Below are 18250 nucleotides of genomic sequence, written 5' to 3'. Positions count from 1 at the left end.
AAATAAAAAATTCACGAAGGAATGTCGGAAATCGGCAAGGGCAGAGTCTTACTTAATAAGGCTGCGTGACACCGGTGTCTCGGTGCGTTGTGACAGCCGGTTGGGTGGCAACAAATTAGATATTCCAGGGAGAGAGTAATGAGTCTTGCTCACAATGGACCGCATGCCGGTCTTCGCAGTGGCCTGCTGGCCAGCATATCGCTGGGTGTACTGACGCTGGTCGCGCCTCATACCGTGAGTGCGCAGGAGGCGAATGCAAAGGATGACCTGACGACGGTTGTCGTTACAGGCTACCGCGCATCGCTGCAAAGCGCGCTGACGACCAAGCGCAAGGCAGACGTGATGATTGACGCGATTAACGCTGAAGACATCGCTGACTTCCCGGATTCCAACCTCGCTGACTCGCTCCAGCGTCTGCCGGGTATTTCCATTGACCGCGACAATGGCGAAGGTCGTCAGATCAGCGTGCGTGGCCTTGGTGGTGATTTCACCCGCGTCCGTATCAACAATATGGAAGCCCTCTCGACGGGTGCGTCCAACGACGCCGGGTCTTCACCCAACCGTTCGCGGGCGTTCGACTTCAATGCGTTCGCTTCGGAACTGTTCAACTCGCTGCGCGTTCAGAAAACAGCCTCGGCTTCGACTGACGAGGGGAGCCTGGGGGCTACGGTTGACCTGATTACCGGCCGCCCCTTCGACTACAAGCAGGGCGCTGCCGCCTTCTCGATCGAAAACTCTTATTACGAGAACGGCGAAACTAACAGCCCGCGTATTGCCGGTCTCTTCTCGCGTCGCTGGGCGGATGGCAAGCTGGGCTTCCTGATGTCGGTGGCCTATGCCGAGCGCAATTCTGAAGACGATAACTATTCGCGGGGTGTCGGTTCGTCGGATTATGTGTATCGCGGATCGACGTGGGCGGGCGATGAACTGCCGGGGCGTGCCGGCTTTGCCGCGCCGACCGGTACGACGTTCACAGCCTTGATCCCCACGACCCTGACCGGAACGGCGCTTGACGCCTACAAAGCCAATCCGGCTAACTACTATAACCCGGTTGCCAATCCGGCGGCCTACGCCGAACTTACAGGGTCTGATCCGGCCGCTTACGCAAAGCTCTACCCGAACTGTGCTGCGGCTGTCGGAACAACGGCTGCCAGCCTGACGGCAACTTCGCCAGGATGTAACAACTCGCTGATCCGCTTCCCGGCCTTGCCGGCGATTCAGCAGCGCGACACCAGCACGGAGCGTTTGGGGGTTACGGCCTCGTTCCAGATGCAACTGGCACCGCAAACGCGTTTCACGATTGATGGCCTGTATTCCAAGTTCACCAGCGAAAGCACGAACTATCAACTCAGTCCGGTGGGCCTGAACCGCAACAATACGAGCAACACCTACGCCTTCGGTGCTAACGTGCCTACGGCCACGGCGCGCTCTGGTACGGCCTTTACCGATGCTCAGCGTCGTGGGCTCTATCCTAACGGCTGTACCTTTGCCGCAGAAACAGAACTGAACCCCGGTCAGGATTGTGGTCAGTTCCTCAATGGTACGACGCCGTTGACAGGCTATACCTTCAGCTTCAATCCTTACAACCGCGACACCTATGAATACTACACGAACCCGCTCTCACCGGGTTACGCGGGGACAGCCGCTTCCCTGGCCTTCCGAGGTGATCTGATTGGCCGCCCGGCGGTTAAGGTGCTTGATGCGGAGGTTGTTGGGACGAACGCGGAATACCTCAAGCTACAGAACGTTGACTGGCGTTCAGCTGCCGACCGCGGTGCCTACACCACCGAGTTTGGTCAGGTGTCTTTTGATCTGACCCATCGGTTCACGGACAAGCTGGCCAGCCAGTTCACTTTCGGTGTCTCGGAGTCAACGAACGTCAATCAGGGTACTCTGGTTGAGTTCAACTATATGGATGCTCAGGAACCTTTCATCTTTGATGAACGTGGAGGCCCGTCCATGCCGAAGTTTGATGTCGGCTTTAATGCCACAGATCCGAACAAATGGGGTATCGTCAAAGGCTTCTCAGGGATGCGCAACTATATGCGCACCACTGTCAATAAGTATGCCGGTACCAAGGCCGATTTTACCTATGACTGGACCGAAAACCTGACCATCAAGTTCGGGGGCGTCGCGCGCAAGTTCGACTTCTCGACCAATCAGCTTGAGCGCAACAACGATACGATCAACCCTACGGAAAAGGAAGCCGGTATTGCGGTGGCCTCTTTGGGCCGTGTGATCCAGTTCGGTCAGGGGCTGGATGTACCGGCCGGCAGCACGACCAGTTTCTTCGCTCCGTCGATCGAAGCGTTTGATGCCGCCTTTGGCTTTACCTGTAACTGTATCAACAAGTACGGCGATTTCCGCATTACCACCAAGCGGAACCGTACCACGACTTTTGCCGTGACCGAAGAGACGCAGGCCTTCTATGCGGAACTGAAGTTCAACTATGATGTCTTCGGACGTAACATCTTTGGTAACATTGGGGTCCGCCAGGCCCACACGGACGTGTTGTCCACCGGTCAGACCAATGCCGGTCGTACCATTTACGGCACCAATACCTATGATGACACCCTGCCGTCGTTCAACGTGGCGTGGGAGGTCATGAACGACTTCTACATCCGTGCGGGTGCGGCCAAGGTGATGTCGCGTCCTCTGCTGGGTAATCTTTCGCCTGCGGTTACGGGTATTTCCGTGCCCGGTGATGGTTCTGTGACGGGGGGCACCCTTTCGGTCGGCAATCCGCGACTGTCGCCCTTCCGCGGCGTGGCATATGACCTGTCGGCGGAATGGTACTTTGCCAAGGGCGCTCTGGTGTCGTTTGCCGTGTTCAAGAAGGATATTGAGTCCTATCCTCAGACCATCATCTACGACGCGCCTCTGTCCGACTTCCTTGATGCGGATGCTATCGAACAGTTGAAGGTCCAGATTCGTACCGGAACAAACCCAACGACGGTGGCAAACCAACTGGCCTATATCGACGCGGGCAATGTGTTTCAGGCGCGCCAGATCCGTGATGCACCGGGGGGCGTCCTCGAAGGCTGGGAATTCAGCTATCAGCAGGACCTGACCTTCCTGCCGTGGTATTTCAAGAACCTCGGTGTCCAGTTCAACATGACAAGCCTCGACACCAATCTGAACTACATTCTCGATCCGGGTAGCAAAAACACCGTAACGGGCGCGGTTATTACGCCTCCAACCCTTGGTACGGGTCCGTGGTTGGGTGCGTCACCGCGCGCCATGAACTTCACGGTTTACTACGAAACCCCGAAGTTCAACGCCCGCATATCAGCCTCGCAACGGGATGAGTATTACACGACCTACCCACTGGCTTCGGGGAACTGTCAGCCCGGCCTTCAGGCCAACGGTACGCCGTGTGATGGTCCGCTCATCAACGAGTTCGGGGGGTCCAAAGAAACGCTGAATGTTGATATGTCGGTACGGTATCAGCCGACCAAGAAGATTTCTCTCACTTTCGAGGCTCTGAACCTCACAGATCAGAAGTCAGAGCGTTATGCCTATACCGACCCGGTCGTTGCCAACTATTCGGCAGTGGGTCGCAATTTTAGGCTCGGGATGCGCTATAAGTACTAGATTTGCCTAATTCAAATGAGGCGAAATGTGTACTTTGTTGACATTCCAAGTATGTTATTATGCTCTTGCTTTGAGTGTCATAAGTGCTTTACTTTGCGGCCATGCTTCACTCCCTGTGGCATCTCCCGCGTATAACTGACGCTTTAAAGGAAACCCGAGCGCCTTTAACGTCTATACAGGTTGCGGGCATTTCGTCCCGCAACCTGTTCTTTTCCCCGTCTTTGCCAATTCATTCTTTGCTGCATATTGGCCATACGTGAACGATGACAGTTCAAACCCTCAGCACTGGTAAAAGGTTATGGATATACAACAATGACCATCGACCGGCGTAACACACTAAAATCTATCGGTCTTGGAGCGTTTCTGTTTGGAGCCCCCGCCGGGGCCGTTGCGGCTCCTAAGGCCAGGCGTACGACATGGCCCAAGGGGATAGAGGGGCAGCGTCAGCCGGATCTGGGTGATGGCACCTTCCTCAATCCCATCATGGCCGGGGACCACCCCGATCCGTCCATCCTGAAGGACGGCGACGACTATTACATGACGTTTTCGACCTTCGATGCCTATCCGGGGCTGGTGATCTGGCATTCGAGGGATATGGTCAACTGGCGGCCCATCGGCCCGGCTCTGACCCAGAATGTCGGCTCGGTCTGGGCCCCGGAGTTGTGTAAGCACAACGGCCGCTACTATCTTTATATCCCGACCAAAAAGACCTCGGCACCGGGCTCAAAGACCACCTCGTGGGTGATCTGGGCCGACTATATCGAGGGCCCGTGGTCTGAGCCCATCGACCTGGACCTGCCCAACCATATCGACCCCGGCCATGCAGTGGGCGAAGACGGGTCGCGCTGGCTATTCCTGTCTGGCGGTGATCGCGTGCGCTTGGCAGACGATGGTCTGTCGAAGGCGGGTGAGGTCGAGCACGTCTATGAGCCGTGGCGCTATCCGTCCGACTGGGTGGTCGAAGGGTTTTCGCCCGAAGGCCCGAAGATCACGCGGCATGGCCAGTATTACTACATGATCCTCGCTGTCGGGGGTACGGCGGGCCCGCCGACCGGGCATATGGTCATTGCGGCGCGCTCGAAGTCGATCAACGGTCCGTGGGAGCATCACCCGCGCAATCCGTTGGTGCGCACGACCTCGGTCGAGGAAAGGTGGTGGTCGCGCGGCCATGCCACGCTTGTGGAGGGGCCTGCCGGTGACTGGTGGGGCGTCTATCACGGCTATGAAAACGGCTTTTGGACGCTGGGGCGGCAGACGCTTCTGGCCCCGGTGGCGTGGTCAAAGGATGGCTGGTTTGATTTTGGCGGCGGTGATCTGTCGCAGCCTATAAAGAAGCCCAAGGGTGGCAAGCCGCATGGTTTTCAGCCGCCGCACGGATTTGCCCTGTCGGACGACTTTACAACCGACAAGTACGGCATCCAGTGGAACTTTTTTAACCCGTCGCCGGACGAGAAAGCCCGCATCCGCCGCGAAAACGGTGTGCTGCATCTTACGGCCACAGGTCAGGCCCCCAGTTCAAGCTCGCCCCTGATCACTATTGTCGGTGATCCGGCCTATGAGATTGAGATGGAGATCGAAATCGACGAAGGCGTGCGCGCTGGCCTGCTGCTGTTCTACGACACCAAACTCTATTGTGGTCTGGGCTTTGACGGCAAAAACTTCGTTACGCATCAGTACGGTATCGAGCGCGGGCGTCCGGTCAATCCCCATGGTCGCCGGATGTTCATGCGTCTGTGCAACGACCGGCATATTGTGACCTTTGACACCTCATCGGATGGCCAGACCTGGCGACGCTTTGATCGTGGCATGGAGGTGTCGGGCTATCATCACAATGTGCGTGGTGGTTTCCTGATGCTCAAGCCCGGCTTCTATGCCGCCGGGCAGGGCGAGGCACGCTTCCGCAACTTCCGGTACCGGGCGCTTTAACGCCCAGGTTAGGATCATGAGCGACTTAACAGAGGGATTCTGCCCATGACTATGCCCGCCTGCGGTATGAAAAAGTTCATTGCCTTTGGCGCCGCAATGATCGGGCTCGGCCTGCTGGCTGTGCCCGCCCTTGCGCAGACCGCGCCCAACCTGTCGCCTCAGGACATTGAGGCCCGTGCCCAAATCAAGAAGGTCAATGCTAAAAAGGTCATTCTGGTCGGTGATTCCACTACCGCGGTTCTGGGGGGCTGGGGCCCCAGCTTTTGCGGGCATCACCTCAGTTCGTTTGTGGCCTGTCTAAACTTGGCCAGAGGCGGGCGTTCGACCTTCAACTATATTGCCGAAGGCTCATGGGATATTGCCTTGGCTGAAATGAAAAGCGGCGGTTTCTCAAAAACCTACGTCCTCATTCAGTTTGGCCATAACGATCAACCGGGTAAACCTGGCCGTTCCACAGACCTCGAAACCGAGTTTCCGCAGTTTCTGAAGCGCTACGTCAATGAAACCCGTGCGGCCGGTGCCATACCGGTGCTGGTGACGCCCCTGACGCGTCGCGGGTTCAAAAATGGCGTGCTGGAGAACGATCTGGCCCCCTGGGCCGCTGCCACGCGCAAGGTGGCGGCAGAACTCAACGTCCCGCTTGTGGACCTTTACGCGCGCTCACAGAGCGAGGTTCAGGCGATGGGCCCGGTGGCTGCCATGCGCTTTGCACAAAAGCCGCCCAGCGCAGAAGTGCTGGAAGCGGGCAAAACAGGCACGACGATTTCCGGGTCCACAGGCGTGCCTGTGGCACCCACGCAAACCCCGCTTACTGAGGAGCAGATTCGCAACGCTCAGGAGCCCCTGGGGCAGGCAAAGCTGAGTTTCGATTACACGCATCTGGGCAGAGAGGGTGCGGACTTTTTTTCCAAAATCGTTACCTATGAACTGGCGCGTGCGGTTCCGGAACTGAAGCGGGACCTCATTCCGTGACCACTCGCTACTGTATATCTGAACCGCGTTTACTATTGAGGAACCGCTGATGAACGCAAAGCGACCTATGTTGAATCGCCGACTGTTCTGCGGGGCAGGCGCGCTGGCATTGAGCTCAGCGCCCGCTGGCTTCGCACAGACGCAGGCGATTGTGCGTGTGCCGACGCAATACAAGACCCTTGCCGAAGCGTTTGCAGCTCTGCCCGAAGCGGGAGGCGTGGTCGAGATTGCGCCTGGCACCTACCGCGAAAAACTCAGCCTGTCGAAACCCGGCGTGCAGCTCATCGGCAAGGGCAAAAAGCCGGAAGATGTGGTCATTGTCTGGGGCGACAGCGCGAAAATGGCCGGGGGCACGGGCAAGTCGGCGTCGTTTACCGTCAGTGGCGATGGCTTCCGCGCCAGCAATCTGACGATCCAGAACGATTACCACCTCACTCAGCCGGACAATCCCTCTCAGGCCGTGGCCTTATCTATAAGCGCTGACCGGGCGGTTTTACGCAATGTCCGTCTTCTGGGGGCGCAGGATACGCTCTATGCAGGATCGAAGAAGCCGACCGTGCCAAGCCGTCAGTACTATAAGGATTGCTACATCGAAGGGCATGTCGATTTCATTTTCGGCAATGCGCTGGCCTTCTTTGATCGCTGCCATCTGCATATCATCAAGCGCGACGGAGCCTTTATCACAGCTCATAGCCGAACAGCGGACAGCGAAACTACGGCCTATGTGTTCGATCATTGCCGTATTACCACGGCGGGGACGGGTGCCTATTATTTTGGGCGGGCCTGGCGGCCCTATGCGCAGGTGATTTTCCTCGATACGCGCATTGATGGGCAAATTCATCCGGAAGGCTGGCGTGAATGGACGCCGGGCAAGACCGAGACCTATGGCACAGCGCATTTTGCGGAATACAACTCCAGCGGCCCCGGCGCGGATGTCAGCCAGCGGGTCTTCTGGGCCAAGCGGCTTACTGCCGATCAGGCGGCAAAGTGGCGACTGGAGAGCGTGTTCCCCGATCGTAGCTGGATGAATTGAAAGAGATAACCCCTCCCCGTTTACGGGGAAGGGGGACCGCGAAGCGGTGGGCGGGGATATGACCCGCCTGTCTTTTCCCCTTCTGGCGGGACACGCCCGCCACCTTCCCCGTAAATGGGGAAGGATGAATGCTAGGATGTCATACTCATGACCCAACTCAATCGCCGTAACTTCCTCACTGTTTCCGCCGCGGGCGCGGCGACCGCTTCGGTCGCAGGACCCGCTGAAGCGGTCGAGACCACCCGTATGGCTATCCCCGACGAAGGCTGGAACCTGTGGGTAGATGAGAAGGCTGCCTATAAGGACGATGTCATCTATCTGCCGGCGCAGGCGGACCTGAAGACCCTTCCGATCAATCCGCCGACGGGAGGGTGGGGGGCGCTGACCCCCGAAGCCACGGTTACCCTTCCGGCCACGGTTGAACAGCACTTCTGGGGCCGCTTTGGACTAAGGCCATATAATGGCGATGAATACCGCTATGCCGAAGACGATCCGGTGCCGCAAAACGGAGCCTATCGAGGTGTGTCGTGGTGGTGGCGCGAGATCACTATTCCCGCCTCAGCCAAAGGCCAGCGCGTCCTCTTGCATATCCGTGGGGCGCGGTTGCGGGCCGAGGTGTTCCTCAATGAAAAGCTGGTTGGGTATTCGATCCTCTCCGAACAGCCCTTTGATTGCGATCTGACCGCTGCCATGGCTCCCGGCGGCACCAACCGTCTGGCCATCCGCATCACCAATCCCGGTGGGCGCTACGACTGGCGCGATTCCACCACCATGATGTGGGGTAAACTTAAACTGTTTGCCTCGCACGGGTTTGGCGGGCTGGACCGCGGCATGACCCTCAGCGTGCATCCGCTGGACAGCCATATCGAAGATGCGTGGGTGCTCAATACGCCTGAGCCCCGTAAGGTTACCGCCCATATGCAGGTGCGGTTCACCGACAAAATCAGCGCGGAAGGCCTCGCCAAACGCGGTTCTGTCCTGTTGCTAGGCTCGGACGGGAAGTCTGTCAAAGTCAAAATCGCTTTAAAAAGTGCGAGGATCGAAAACCGTGTGGCCACATTGGTCTATGATCTTCATGCGTCTGACGCGAAGCTGTGGGACCTAGAAAACGCTCACCTCTACAATATGCGCTTTGACTGGAAGGGTGAGACCGGACTGTCATCAAAGACTGTGCGTTTTGGTTTTCGCTGGTTCGCTGTCGAAGGGATCGGCACCAGTGCGCTTTTGCGGCTGAATGGCAAACGTATCAAACTCTATTCCGCCATCTCGTGGGGGTACTGGGGTTACAACGGCATGTGGCCGACGCCCGCATTGGCGCGGCGAGAGGTTGAGGCGGCGCAGGCTCTGGGTCTCAACTGCCTCCATGCGCACCGCAATGTCGGCAAGCACGATGTCTTTGATCGTCAGGACGAACTGGGGCTGATGCGCGTTATGGAGCCCGGCGGCGGCCGCCATGCCATCGGTAAGGACCTGAAACCCGGTGAGAGCCTGTCAGCAGCCGATGCCTTCAGCCGCGCTTACATGATCGAGAAGTGTCGCCTGATGGCGAGAACCTTCCGTTCGCATCCGTCGCTGGCACACTACACGCTTCAGAACGAAATCGGGGCGAATCTCAACAATCCTGACGTCCAGAATGTTCTGAAGATTATTCACGACGAAGACCCTTCGCGCACGGTCATCCTCAATGACGGCTTCGTCAAGCGCGGCGCGGCTCAGGCCATGTATCTGGCTTATAATGACCACTATTTCCGTTCGGATGTTGAACCCTTCGGCGGCTGGTGGGTGGAACATCAGGGGGCCGGGGATCAGTGGTACGACAAGTTCTATCAGTCGAAAGACAGCTATATCCACTATCAGACCGGCAAACCCTATATCGTTGAATTTGGCGAAATGCAGGGCTGTGCCACGGCGGACAACCATGTGCTGATGGTTGCTGACATTCTGGCCAATGGCGGTAAGTCCTACGACCTTGAAGACCATAAGGTCATTGTGCAGAACACCTCGGCCTATCTCGATAAATGGGGCTTCCGCAAAACGTTTCCGACGACGGAAAGCCTGTTCCTGTCGGTTGGCCGCAAGGTTTATGACGCCTGGCAGAACTATCTGGAAAACATCCGGATCGGTGACGAAGTCGATATTGCCGCGATTTCCGGATGGGAAACGACGGCTATCGAAAACCATTCCGGAATTGTCGATAATCTGCGCTACTTCAAATCACCGCCCGATCTTCTGCGCAACAGCCTGCTGCCGGTTCGGCCGATCGCCAAACAGCGTCGTCTGGTCTATGCGGCGGGTGAAGCGGCCGAACTCGACATCTACCTGCTCAACGATACCGACGCGCAGATTAGAGGTGAGATGATCCTGAGCCTGATCGCGCCGGACGGGACGACGACCGAGATCGCTCGGTATGCCGCGCCGACGCATGTGAAGGATCAGTTCCGTTACCTGCTGGCGGAGAAGGTGCTGACGCCAGCCCTGACGAAGCCGGGCATAAACAAGGTTCAGATTGAGTTAAAAGGCTACCCGTCCTTTGTGCGCGACCTGTGGGTGGTGGACGTTGCCTCAGGGCTGAAAAAGCCGGTGAAGCTGGCCGTATCGGGTGTGGCGAAATCCTTCCGCGATCAGTTGACGGCCATCACCGGCCTGACGGTTGAAGATTTCAAGGCCGGCGGAAAATATGATGCCATCATCGCTTCGGGCCTCAAAGCCGAAGAGATTGCCAAACGTCAGGTAGGAGAGCAGACGGGCCTTGAAGCCCAGCCCAAGGCCGGCGAAAAGCCCAAACTCATTCTGGGCGAGCTGCCAGCGGACGTGCTGGCAGCAGTGAAGGCGGGGACGCCACTGCTGGCCTATGTGCCGGAAGACGGTCTGGCCGAAGGGGTGGCAAAGCAGTTGTCGGCGCTGGAGCTTTTCTCCTACTCCGGTCAAGTGGGCAACCTGCGTGCGCCGTGGATGGGCAACTGGAACTATCTGCGCGCCCACCCGATCTTCGAAGGCCTGCCAGTGGATCAGGCCACTTCGGTATTCCATCAAGTCGAAGGTCAGCCCTCGAATGGGTTGCTGATTGACGGCCCTGTCATCGGGCCGGACGGCATTGAGGTCATCGCGGCTTATAGCCGGGACCATGACCGCCAAAACGGCGCCGCGAGCTTTACGGTGCGCAGGGACGGAATGAGGGTTTTCTTACACCGATTGCCCGACATGGTGGCCCCGCTTCAGCAACGGTTCCTGATCAATGCGATCGGCTGGTTGACCGGAACCAACTGACGACGATCAAAACCCGCCAGCACCGGTTTTGGCGCCAGGTATTTGAGGTAGGATTGACATGAAAGCTGAGATAGCCGCCCTTTTTACTGCACTGGCTCCGGTGTCAGTGGCGCCTTATGAGGTGAAACCGGAATTGTTCAACGCCTCAGAGGCCAATCTGGGATTGCGTAAGTCAGAAGGCACACAAACCGTCACGGTATTCCGACCGCAAGGTCCGGAAGATGGCAGATTTAACAACGGTGCGGTTCCGGTTGTCTTTAAGGGGCGTATGTTTGTTCAGTGGCAATCTTCGCGGCGTGATGAGGACAGCGCGGACACCCATGTCCTTTACAGCGTTTCAGACGATGCTGTGCACTGGCAGCCCCCGCAGGTTCTGGCTGCACCGGGTGAGGGCGGCGAGATGCGCTCGTCCGGTGGGTGGTGGACGGATGGCGAAGTGCTGATTGCGTACATCAATGTCTGGCCTGAGGGGTTTCAGTCCGGCAAAGGAGGGTACGCGACGTATCAGCGCAGTACGGATGGGGTGAACTGGGATGCGCCGCAACGGCTGAAAAACCAGAAAGGTGAACCGGTTGAGGGCGTCATTGAACAGGACCCGCATGTCTTGCCGGATGGGCGCATTCTGACCGCGTTTCACCTTAGGCCAGGCTTGTTTGCCACGCCATATTACACAGATGATCCTCTGGGCATAAGCGGTTGGGTGAGGGGGCGGATGAGCAATCTGCCCAGCGACAATGCGAATATCAGTCGAGAGCTGGAGCCCAGCCTCTTCTTGCGCGGGGAATGCGTTGTCATGGTGTTTCGCGACCAAATGTCCAGCTTTCGGCAGCTGGCCTCAGAAAGCTGTAACCGCGGTGAGGACTGGACTCCCCCGGTCGTTACGACGATGCCGGACTCGCGATCCAAGCAAAGCGCGGGGAATCTTCCCGACGGGACAGTGTTTGTTATCAACAATCCATCCGGAGATAAACTGCGATTGCCGTTGGCGGTTACGCTCAGCCCTGATGGACGAACTTTTGACAAGTCGTTTCTATTGCGTGGCGCCGATGAATTGACACCGTTGCGGTTTGAAGGTCGCTACAAGCGTATCGGCTATCATTATCCAAAAAGTGTGGTTTGGAAGGCGCATCTTTATGTAGTTTATAGTACGCACAAAGAGACGATTGATGTAACGCGCGTACCTGTTGGAAGTCTTGAAAAGATGATTTTGTCTCTTCCTGTGGTTCAATATTGATAAAGCCTGACCGTATTGAATCTAGGGCCGGGTGCCGCGACCTGCCGAACATGGCCGCGAAGTCACTACGTTTCATCCGGCATCCGTTTTCTTTTATGGCATGGTTCGGCGTTAACCCCTGGAGCAAGCGAAGGTATGAATGACCACTCTCTTAAGACGTCAAGTGCCTGTGCCGCAAAGACCGTGCGATGTGAGAACCAACTGACGACCTGATGTAAAAGCACTTACAAGGGTCACTCGCTCCACGATTTACGAACGCACTCGCGAGGGGCAATTTCCTAAGCCACTAGGGCGCGGCGGCGGCAACGTCGGCGGGGCAGAAGGAGACGTGACCGCTTGGATCGCGGGGAGGATAGCAATGGCTCGAGAGCATGCTTCCATACCTTAGCTAGACGTTCGGGGCGGCACTACCGAATCGGATGAATGTGGCTTCCGCCAGCTCTGCAGATATGGCCGAAATAGAAGCGCTATGGAAATTCAAAGCAAAAAAATTTGTGTGCCTTGCAAACTCGCTGTCAACCCCTACGGTCGGGTTGAACAATTCGCTATAATTGGATCGCTGCTATGATCTTAGGGGAGTCCGCATTGAACCGTCGTGAAGTTATGCTTGCAACAGGGGCGCTGCTCCTAAGCTCCGGACCGGTTTGCGCGGCAGACAGCCGTACCTACAGTTGGTCAACGGTTCCGTTTGGTGGGGGAGGCTACGTAGACGGTTTTTTATATCACCAGAAGGTCCCGGACATCCTCTATGCCCGTACTGACATCGGCGGAATGTACCGCTTTGAGTTTGCCGATAGGAGTTGGACGCCGCTGCTTGACCATTTGGGGCGTGAGGAAGCCGATCTTATGGGGGTTCTGAGTATGGCCCTTGACCCTTCCAATCCGGACAAGGTGTATGCTGCTTGTGGCCTATACTTGGCAGACTGGGCCCGCAAAGGTGCTATTTTGGCTTCATCAGACCGGGGGCGCACCTGGCGAAAGACTGAGCTGCCCATCCGCGTGGGGGGGAATGCGGACGGAAGAGGGACGGGGGATCGGTTGGTCGTTGACCCGAAAAACAGCGATGTGTTGTGGTACGGATCAAACCAGGACGGACTTTGGCAGAGCAAGGATGCGGCCATATCCTTTGCCAAGGTTGCCGGACCGGGTACGCACCTGAGCCTTGTGCTGATCGATCCCTCGTCAGGTGCCCTCTATGTAGGCGTAGGTGATGCCCAGCCGGGCCTTTATTTCAGCCCTGACGAGGGGGCCACGTGGCAACGTGTAGAGGCGACGCCGAACCAGGTGCCTCAGCACGCCGCTTTTGCCGCCGATGGGACGCTGTACGTCACCTTCGCGCGGGCAGACGACCCCTCGCAAACCATCAACCCCAGCTTTGCGACGGGGGGAAGCGTCTGGAGACGCGATGGCAAGAGCGGTAAGTGGCGGGACGTTTCACCGGTCAAGCCTGAAGGTGGTGCCCGTTTTGGCTTCTCAGGCGTAGATGTAGCGCCTGGCGGTCGGGTCGCTGTTTCCACCTTGAACCGGTGGTGGCCAGGTGACGACATATTCGTGTCTGATGACGAAGGGCAATCCTGGGTCGCCCTAGGCGAAAGATCAAAACATGACGCGACGCCATACCCCTGGCTTTCAAACTATTTGAGAGGCGAGGACAAGATGGGGCACTGGATCAGCGATCTTAAAATCAATCCGTTCAAGCCCGATGAACTCATCTACGGGACAGGATATGGCCTTTGGATGAGTGAGAATCTCACAAAGCTGGGCCAAGAAACCGTTCGCTTTGCCTTCAATGTCAAAAACCTTGAAGAAACCGCTACAATCCAGATGACGTCTCCGACGGGGGGCGCCACGCTACTGGTCGCGATGGGCGATGTCGGCGGGGCCGCCTGGGACGACCTGACCAAAACGCCTAAGAACGGGCTGTTTTTGCCCGTAAACGAGACGAATTGGTCGGTTGATTACGCGGGGCTTGCACCGGACTTTGTTGTCAGAACGACGAATGGCGGACATTTCGCGATGCTCTCCGAAGAGGGGGGCGCGAGCTGGGCCGCAATCCCGACTACCCCCTATCGAAAGCCAGCGGAAGGTCAAGCGTGGAAAGGGCCCGGCACAGCCGCCATTTCTGCCAAGGCGACCTCCATTCTGTGGGTTCCTGAGCGCGAAGGGGCTTATGTCTCGTTCGACAGGGGCCAGAGCTGGAAGGAGAGCGTGGGTTGGCCAGCAGGTCGAGAGCAGGCTCTCGTGCCCATTTCCGATAAGGTGGTTGACGGAGTCTATTATGTCCTTGACCGGTTTACCGGAAGCGTACTCATCAGCATCGACAGCGGGGCCACATTCAAACCGATCATACGGGGCCTGCCAAAAATTGAGAGTTGGCAAAGTGCTCAGTTGGCAGTGGTGCCTACGCGTATGCGCGACCTCTGGGTCGCATTGCCAGAGGGGCTTTTTCATTCACGCGATGCCGAGAGTGCTATGGCATCCGTCAAAGGCGTTGAAGCAGCCTGGTGTATTGGGTTCGGAGCGCCTAAGTCCCAAGGTGGCTATCCGGCTGTCTATTTGTGGGGCAAGGTAAGGGGCAGGGAAGGTCTATGGAGATCAGATGACGAGGGTCTTAACTGGACGCGCATTAATGACGATGCCCATCAATTCGGCGCTTTCCGAGCCATAGCAGGTGATCCGCTGGAATGGGGTACGATTTATGTGGCGCCACATGGCCGAGGCGTATTGGTGGGGAGGCCCCCCGCCTGAGTGAACGAGGTATCGCTATCCTTGTGCTGATTCCCGCTGATGGGCGAGCCACGGGGCGTTTTTGGATACTTATGGTTTAGACAACATTTCAGTTAGGTTGAGACGAGATCATGCCCAAACTTTCGTTTATTCTCCCATTTGCCTCCGAAACGGAGTTGGCCGAAGCCAATACCGCAGCAAACTTCTCCGATTGCGCTCTCCTATTCCCCACCGATGACGATACGGGTGTCATCGATACGCACCGTCACGTCGAGCGCTAGATGTACGGAACGGGCAAAGGTGTCCGGCTGATCGGCGCGGAACCAGCCTACCAACTTTTCGTCCCCCAGCTCCGGATCGGCGATAACGATCTTGCGGCTGTTGTAGCGGTTGAACTCAGCAGCGGCGTGGGCGAGGCTGTCATTATCAAGCGCGATCTGCCCCTCGCGCCACGCTAGACGACGATCGACGGTCTCAGGGGCATATTCAGCGCGGCTTGGTTGCGCCGCGTAGGGCATAAAGACACGGCCCCCAGCTTCAAGGCGTATGGGGGTGTCAGGCGCTTGCGTGTTCCACACCTCTACTACGCCCTCGCTGACCATGACTTCTGCCCCGTCTGGGTAGCGGCGTACGCCAAACGCCGTGCCCACTGCACGGGCGCGCACCGTATCGGCTTCGACCACAAACGGGCGGGCCTTGTCTTTTGCAACCTGAAACCACGCCTCGCCACGGATCAGACGGATGTCGCGGCGCTTGGTCCCCAGCGCCACGTCCAGTGCACTATCGGTGTTGACGCTAGCGATGCTTTGGTCTTTCAGCGGCACCTTGCGCAGTTCACCGACCTCGGTCCTAAGCCGCTGACGGTTCAGCGCGGGGAGGATTAGGGACGTACTGGCAATCGACGCCGCGATCAGACCGCCCCCGGCCAACCACTGGCGACGGGTGACGGTGCGCGGACGCGGTGCCAGCGCCTGAAAGGGCGAAGTCTGGACCGAATCGGCGGCGAAGCCAGCGCCCATCACGCTGGCGCGATCGAGCATAGCCCAAGCGGCTTCGGCGCGGAAAAAGGCGCCCTGATGCCGCGTATCTGCCGCCAGCCATGCCTCCAGGGCGACCTGATCGGCCTCATCCCAGCGCCCGGCGGCGCGCGCGGCGACGTAGGCCGCAGCCTGTTCGTCAATGGCAGACATGCCGGGTCCGATTGGGTTGCATCGGTACGAGAGCGGGGGCATCGTCTTCGGCGACCTGCTTTAGGATCAAGGTGAGGCCGCGTGCCGTTTCCTTTTCCACCACGTTCTCGCTAAGGCCCAGCCGTGCGGCGGTTTCGGCCTGAGACAGGCCATGCACCTTACGCAGCTCAAAGACCGCCTTGCAACGGGCGGGCAGGGTTTCGATGAATGCCATGACGCGCGATAGCTCTCGGCGGGCCGAAACGGCCTGCTCCGGCGTAGGCGACAGATCCGCCCGGCCCAGCTCATCGAGGTTTTGAACGGTGGTGATCGACACGACGCGGTTTTTCCTGATCTGCTCAAGCATTAGATTACGCGCTATCCTGTACAGATAAGCGCGCGGGTCGGTAATATGGGCGTAGCTAGTCTGGCGCAGAAGGCGGTAATAAACCTCCTGAACCAGGTCGTCGCGCTCCGATGGAGAAAGCCCGGCGCGCGACAGCCACTGACGCATTCCCGCCTCATGCGGTAGGATGTGCGCCCCAATGAATGCCAGACGTTCGTCGGTAGCGCTCATAATAGCCCCGCCCGCCGGACGCCTCCACTGTATAAAATGCACGAGCGCAGCGTTTCCGCTGCGTCATCACGCTTTTTTTGGCATAAGCTTGCTCGATTACGCACGGTGGCACTCCCTGAGTCCCCCGTCTCTAGCGATCTAGCCGATAACGGAAAAGGGTTTCTCCATTTCCGTTACCGGCCCACAGGCGGGGTTGTCTCATAGAGTAAACACGTCCCCGCTTTTTTGACCAGATAATTGTATGATAAAAGACTCGTGTGCGTCGCTGTGTGATTAATTTGTCGATAGGGTCACCACTGCAGCCTTAGCCGGCACGGCGATCTCCGAAGCAGGCGCGTCTTTTAGGGTTTCAGGTGTGGTGGCGACTCCTGCCAGCAAACTCGAACCTGGGCGTTGCCAGCTTCGGTAGACAAACCAGCCGTTTTTCCGCGTCATCTGCACGGCCAGACCTCCGGTGAAGTCGCCACTCACAAACAGGGCCGACTGACCTTCGTCCTTTACCCGGAAGGTTACTTCAACCGGATAGACGTAGTCGGACTTAGGCCAGTCCAGCGCCGGCAAGGCCTCGCCCGTAAAGTCAAAGAAGGTGGCGTTTTCCCAGTTTGAGCCACTGCCCCAGCGTGTTTTGCACTTGGTGGATACCCATGCCGGTTCCCAATAGACGACGCCCGCGCCGCCGTTGTCGAGAGTCAGTTGCATCAGGTCGTGCATGTAGCGTGCCTGACCTTCGGGCGAAAAGCCATAAGAAGGGAAGGTCGAGTCTTCACCCATCAGATTGACATTTTCGTCCATATGCTTGTCGGTATAGGGATAAGCGGTTTCTACCACTACAATATCCTTGCCCGGATAGGTATGGCGCAAACGGTTGATAACTGCTCCAAGGCCTGCCATGTCCATTTTCGACCATTTCTTGTAATAGCTTATGCCGATCAGGTCGTAGCCTTCAATCCCCGCCCGGGTTGCCTTGAGGAACCAGCTCTCAACGTTTTCCGGCTGTGCGATGTGCAGCATGATGCGCGGTGTTTTGCCCGCCTTGAGGCCTGCGTCCTTCACGGCGCGGATACCAGCATTGAACAGACGGGCATTGCGTTCCCAGTTTACTGGCTTGATTGGATCGCCCTGTTTCCATGTCACCGAGCCCATCATCTCGCCATTGGTTTCATTGCCGACCTGCACTTGATCCGGCATCAGCCCCTGTGCGTTCAACGTCATAAGCGTGTCGTAGGTAAATTTATACAGGGCTTCGACCTGCTGATCCGTGCTGAGATGGGCCCATGCTGCGGGCACCAGCTGCTTGTCGCCATCCGCCCAGTCGTCGGAATAGTGGAAATCGAGCAGGACGGGCAGACCGGCGGCCTTGGCACGTTTCATCGCTTTGGTCACGTCGGTCAGATTGGAATAGGAGGTCCATTTGGGGTCATTCCAAAGTCGTAGTCGCACCAAATTTGCCCCAGACGACTTGAACAGCGTGTAGACGTCCTCTGGCTTGCCGTCACGTCTATAGGTCGCGCCGCAATCCTCCATTTCATTCACATAGGACAGGTCGCTTCCGAAATAGTAAGGGCGGCCCTCACGGGCTTCGGCAGAGGGAAGGGTACCAAGCAGAATCAGCATGGCTACGGGAAGGGCGTGGCGCGGGCTGGCAAAGGGCATAATTACTCCAAAATAAGGAATGTCCCTATCCAAGATGAAGCGCACAGCCTTTTCCGCCGGACTTGTGGCTAAGGCCATGATTGAAAACTTATGCCGCG

At 57.6% G+C, this 18250-nt stretch carries 10 protein-coding genes and 1 pseudogene; 8 read left to right on the top strand and 3 right to left on the bottom strand.

From position 1 onward, the window contains the following. Positions 1-138 precede the first annotated feature (138 nt). The 8 genes and pseudogenes from ASTEX_RS06890 to ASTEX_RS06855 all read left to right on the top strand — a co-directional run bounded on the left by ASTEX_RS06890 (position 139) and on the right by ASTEX_RS06855 (position 14774). Positions 139-3594 carry a TonB-dependent receptor domain-containing protein gene (locus ASTEX_RS06890; protein WP_013478887.1) on the top strand — a complete coding sequence of 1152 codons (3456 nt, stop codon included), beginning with the start codon at positions 139-141 and terminating at the stop codon, positions 3592-3594. A gap of 312 nt (positions 3595-3906) precedes the next feature. After that, complete coding sequence (locus ASTEX_RS06885) at positions 3907-5520, top strand: family 43 glycosylhydrolase (RefSeq protein WP_013478886.1); 1614 nt, start codon at positions 3907-3909, stop codon at positions 5518-5520. 45 nt (positions 5521-5565) lie between these two features. Continuing rightward, positions 5566-6492, top strand: a complete 927-nt coding sequence (locus ASTEX_RS06880; RefSeq protein WP_013478885.1) for a rhamnogalacturonan acetylesterase — start codon at positions 5566-5568, stop codon at positions 6490-6492. Positions 6493-6559: 67 nt separating this feature from the next. Next, positions 6560-7525 carry a pectinesterase family protein gene (locus tag ASTEX_RS06875; protein WP_144004629.1) on the top strand — a complete coding sequence of 322 codons (966 nt, stop codon included), beginning with the start codon at positions 6560-6562 and terminating at the stop codon, positions 7523-7525. 147 nt (positions 7526-7672) lie between these two features. After that, positions 7673-10792 (top strand): glycoside hydrolase family 2 protein, encoded by a 3120-nt coding sequence (locus ASTEX_RS06870; RefSeq protein WP_013478883.1) that lies wholly within the window; start codon positions 7673-7675, stop codon positions 10790-10792. 58 nt (positions 10793-10850) lie between these two features. Continuing rightward, the gene (locus ASTEX_RS06865; protein ID WP_013478882.1) at positions 10851-12026 is read left to right on the top strand and encodes a sialidase family protein; all 1176 of its coding nucleotides are present in this window, start codon (positions 10851-10853) and stop codon (positions 12024-12026) included. A 220-nt stretch (positions 12027-12246) separates the two neighbouring features. Then, positions 12247-12414 (top strand): annotated as a pseudogene (locus ASTEX_RS21065) (helix-turn-helix transcriptional regulator); the annotation flags it as partial. 197 nt (positions 12415-12611) lie between these two features. Beyond that, entirely contained in the window at positions 12612-14774 is a 2163-nt protein-coding gene (locus ASTEX_RS06855) for a beta propeller repeat protein (RefSeq protein WP_144004628.1), read from the top strand. A gap of 200 nt (positions 14775-14974) precedes the next feature. Here the strand turns inward: ASTEX_RS06855 and ASTEX_RS06850 are convergent, their stop codons facing one another. From ASTEX_RS06850 to ASTEX_RS06840, 3 genes are all read right to left on the bottom strand, one after another. Continuing rightward, a complete protein-coding gene (locus ASTEX_RS06850) occupies positions 14975-15943 on the bottom strand; it encodes a FecR family protein (RefSeq protein WP_013478879.1) in 969 nt (322 codons plus the stop codon). After that, the gene (locus ASTEX_RS06845) at positions 15930-16499 is read right to left on the bottom strand and encodes an RNA polymerase sigma factor (protein WP_013478878.1); all 570 of its coding nucleotides are present in this window, start codon (positions 16497-16499) and stop codon (positions 15930-15932) included. The genes ASTEX_RS06850 and ASTEX_RS06845 overlap by 14 nt, the downstream gene beginning before the upstream one ends. A gap of 273 nt (positions 16500-16772) precedes the next feature. Continuing rightward, positions 16773-18152: a glycoside hydrolase family 53 protein gene (locus tag ASTEX_RS06840; RefSeq protein ID WP_013478877.1), complete on the bottom strand. Its 1380-nt coding sequence runs from the start codon at positions 18150-18152 to the stop codon at positions 16773-16775. Between the last annotated feature and the right edge of the window lie 98 nt (positions 18153-18250).

This window comes from Asticcacaulis excentricus CB 48, from assembly GCF_000175215.2.
Classification (GTDB): domain Bacteria; phylum Pseudomonadota; class Alphaproteobacteria; order Caulobacterales; family Caulobacteraceae; genus Asticcacaulis; species Asticcacaulis excentricus.
This window is presented reverse-complemented; position numbering and strand designations above follow the sequence as displayed.